This window comes from Ruegeria sp. CRTD044, assembly GCF_059613485.1.
On sequence record NZ_JBXWSP010000006.1, the window covers coordinates 1 to 2,589 of the forward strand.

Annotated in this window: 5 protein-coding genes; 1 reads left to right on the forward strand and 4 read right to left on the reverse strand. The window is 56.0% G+C overall.

Annotated features, from left to right (window positions below; translation table 11 throughout):
* Positions 1-317 (forward strand): hypothetical protein (locus AC2FNL_RS07715; protein WP_496833032.1); only part of this gene is annotated, 317 nt, incomplete at its 5' end.
* Positions 318-381: 64 nt separating this feature from the next.
* Here the strand turns inward: AC2FNL_RS07715 and AC2FNL_RS07720 are convergent.
* The 4 genes from AC2FNL_RS07720 to AC2FNL_RS07735 form a co-directional block, all read right to left on the reverse strand.
* The gene (locus AC2FNL_RS07720) at positions 382-660 is read right to left on the reverse strand and encodes a hypothetical protein (protein ID WP_496737469.1); all 279 of its coding nucleotides are present in this window, start codon (positions 658-660) and stop codon (positions 382-384) included.
* A gap of 53 nt (positions 661-713) precedes the next feature.
* Positions 714-1,235, reverse strand: a complete 522-nt coding sequence (locus tag AC2FNL_RS07725) for a hypothetical protein (protein ID WP_093964955.1) — start codon at positions 1,233-1,235, stop codon at positions 714-716.
* A 28-nt stretch (positions 1,236-1,263) separates the two neighbouring features.
* Entirely contained in the window at positions 1,264-2,034 is a 771-nt protein-coding gene (locus AC2FNL_RS07730; protein WP_093964956.1) for a hypothetical protein, read from the reverse strand.
* A 73-nt stretch (positions 2,035-2,107) separates the two neighbouring features.
* Positions 2,108-2,589, reverse strand: a 482-nt coding sequence (locus AC2FNL_RS07735) for a DUF805 domain-containing protein (protein WP_496833033.1), incomplete at its 5' end; no start/stop codon positions are given.

A 2,589-nucleotide genomic window follows, 5' to 3' on the forward strand; every position in this document is an offset into this window, starting at 1 on the left:
CCAAGCGGATGGTCTTCGAGACCGGCAGGTTTCTTGATCTCGAAGTTCATGACCCCAAGAGTTCAGGCAATTGGGGTGCGTCTGGCGACGTGCCTGTTGCTCAGGTGTTTCGTGTATCAGGCGATGCAGGCCCACTAAGGCAGGGAAACACGCTTTGTGGCGACCAACCAGTCACGTATATGGCAACCTGGAGTGAGGACAGCTCCGGGTTTACCTACCTTGGCGTAGCGATGTTTACTGGCATGGAACCGCCTGCAGGCATTGCCGGTCAAGCGTTGTGCGCGACGTACTTCTTCTCGATGGATGTTACGGAGTAGTCCGGCAGTTGTCCTGAACTCATCGACAGAGAGGACCATTCAAAGTCCCGGGCAAGCATGTGGTTCAGCGGTAGGGAATGCTGAAGAACGAGAAGCTGTTGGTTTGGGTGATTACGGGCGCTCCCGTTTCCGCCATTAGGCTTGCCATTGCTGCACTTCCCGTCGGACAGGCCACAAGATCGGCCGAATCGTCGAGCAAATCGCCAGTAAACGCCGTTTCGCCGACAAGCTGGCACTCGTCCGCAACACTTCGGTAACCGCGAACGAAGTTCAGTTCCGGGTCGGGTTCGCTGATCGCTACCTCTTGAGCGGTTTCGACGCATCCCGTCACCGTCAGCGCCAAAGCGCAGGCACATATGGCACACATGGTCTTTTCGAGGCGCCTTTCCATATATTCTACTCCCACTCTGCACCCGTGCTGCGCCAGACCGTTTCATCTGAATCCCAAACACTGGCCACGATGCAGGGCGTTGGGTTGATCCCACCACATTGCGAGCCATGCACATCCGCCAAAAGCACGCGAAATGGGCCGATGTTCGCCATGTCCCATCCCTGATTGAGAAGCGAGAACAAATGTTCCTCGACCAAGAAGTGAGACATGCAACCGCCTGTCCCGCAATAGAGCGACACAGCGGTGGAACAGGCAAAACCCGCCTCGTCCAGAACCCAGTCCCGCTCGATGTCTCCATCGAGATCGACGCGGTGGATGGCTCCCAATTCAAGGGCGAACTGCCCGTTCTCCATATCCGAACATGCCTGCTGCGCGGCCTCTACTCTTTCAAGAAGCTGTGTGGGCAGCCCGGACAAATCCTGCGCGTGCGCCGAGGGCGTATAGAAGGCCACGGAAAGAGCACAAACAGCAACCGCCAAAACCCCAGCGCCGGCGCGATTGCCATTTCCAACCAGTTGGCTACCCATGTTCGTGTCTCCAGCCCTTCCGTGTGCCTCAGTTGCACTGATCGTAGGTGTAATCGCCAAACTCGATCCAGTTCCGGCCCCCATCGCTGAAGACGAGGAACTCTGACCGATCTTCACCCAGGAGCGCCACCTGGAAGCCTGCTGGTGGTTCAGAATTTCCGAAGAAGCTATATGAAGTCATCGCCCGAACTGTCTCACCATTGACGGTCACGATAGCATCCCACTGCTCGCCGGGTTGACCCACGATGGCGTATTCGATGACCCTCTGCACGGCACCGCCACCGCAATACACAATGCCTTCTGGCGCCTCCATGCTCTGAGATGTCGACGCGTTAGAGCCGCAGGCCGCGCGCAGGGATCTTACCGCCGCGGAAGATCCTTTGAGCGTGAAGATACCATAAGAGACATCCTGGTCAGCCATCGAAAGGTTCAGAACGGCGTTCTGCGCAATCTGATCCAAAACGAAATCATAGTCGCCCTGATCGAAGAAACGGACCTCAACAGGATAGTTGTCGACGAGCGAGATATCCGCATTCACTGATCCTGCCTGAAACGCACCTACCTCGGTCGAACCATCCTTCATGAACCGAAAGGACAGGCCCTGCCTGGAGACAATATCCTGCGAGTCGTCATAACCTGCTGGCGCGAAACGGACACGGTCGCACTGCAACTCCAGAGTCATGTCGCCGGTCTGAATGAAGGCGTTGGCGTTCGGCGGCCCACTGAAGTTCCACTCAGCCATGGCAGGTGATGACATCATGATTGTGAGGACCGTGCCGGCGACTAGATGTCTCTTCATAAGTAACCTCCTAGGCAACTAAGCCATGTTTCGTCATTCTGCCGCGAAAGCACTGATGATCCACGTCATAAGTTCAAGCTGCGGGTGCACCATATTCATTTTCACCTTCCTGTGACGGTCGGCTTAGCCACCAGATCATCAGCACAGAGAGTATCAGTTGAAGAACTCCCACAACCATCAAACCTGTGACGCCAAGTAGAGCCGCTGGGCCCCTCAATGCTTCAGGGTCGTCAGCCCCTTGCTCGAGGACTGAAAATACAGCGATGCCACTGAACAGCATGAACATGGTTGCGATGCTGAGCGCTGCAGGCAAGAGCAAGTACCAGCCTGGTCTTCCAGTGTCATGCAAACGCCGCCATCCGGCGGCCAGCATGGGCACGACAACTGCAAGTTGGAAGATCGGAGTTAAGACTTGGCTACTCTCTCCAGTTTCAGGGTTCACGCCGAATAGAGAGGCGTCGATGATTGCCAAAACAATGCTGACGAGGACCACGAACAACACAAACCACCAGTACTCTGACCGCGCCGCGCGCCCGGAAAAAACGAAGTATTTTG